Genomic DNA, 249 nt, shown 5'->3' on the forward strand with positions numbered 1-249 from the left:
ATGATGCCGGGGGTGAACCGTGAGTTGCTGGTGCTGGCGACCGGCGCGGGTTCGTTGATCCTGTCCCACGTCAACGACGCGGGCTTCTGGCTGGTCAAGCAGTACTTCAACATGACCGTGGCCGAGACCTTCAAGACCTGGACGGCGATGGAAACCATCCTGTCGGTGGTGGGCTTGATCTTTATCCTGCTGCTGTCGCTGGTGATCTAAGAACACCCTGGACTAACTGTGGCGAGGGAGCTTGCTCCC

Annotated in this window: 1 protein-coding gene; it reads left to right on the forward strand. The window is 59.4% G+C overall.

Translation table 11 applies throughout. From position 1 onward, the window contains the following. Positions 1 to 210 (forward strand): GntP family permease (locus tag OC610_RS29355; RefSeq protein WP_264433376.1); only part of this gene is annotated, 210 nt, incomplete at its 5' end. Between the last annotated feature and the right edge of the window lie 39 nt (positions 211 to 249).

Source organism: Pseudomonas agronomica, assembly GCF_025917275.1.
In the GTDB taxonomy this organism is placed as follows: Bacteria; Pseudomonadota; Gammaproteobacteria; order Pseudomonadales; family Pseudomonadaceae; genus Aquipseudomonas; species Aquipseudomonas agronomica.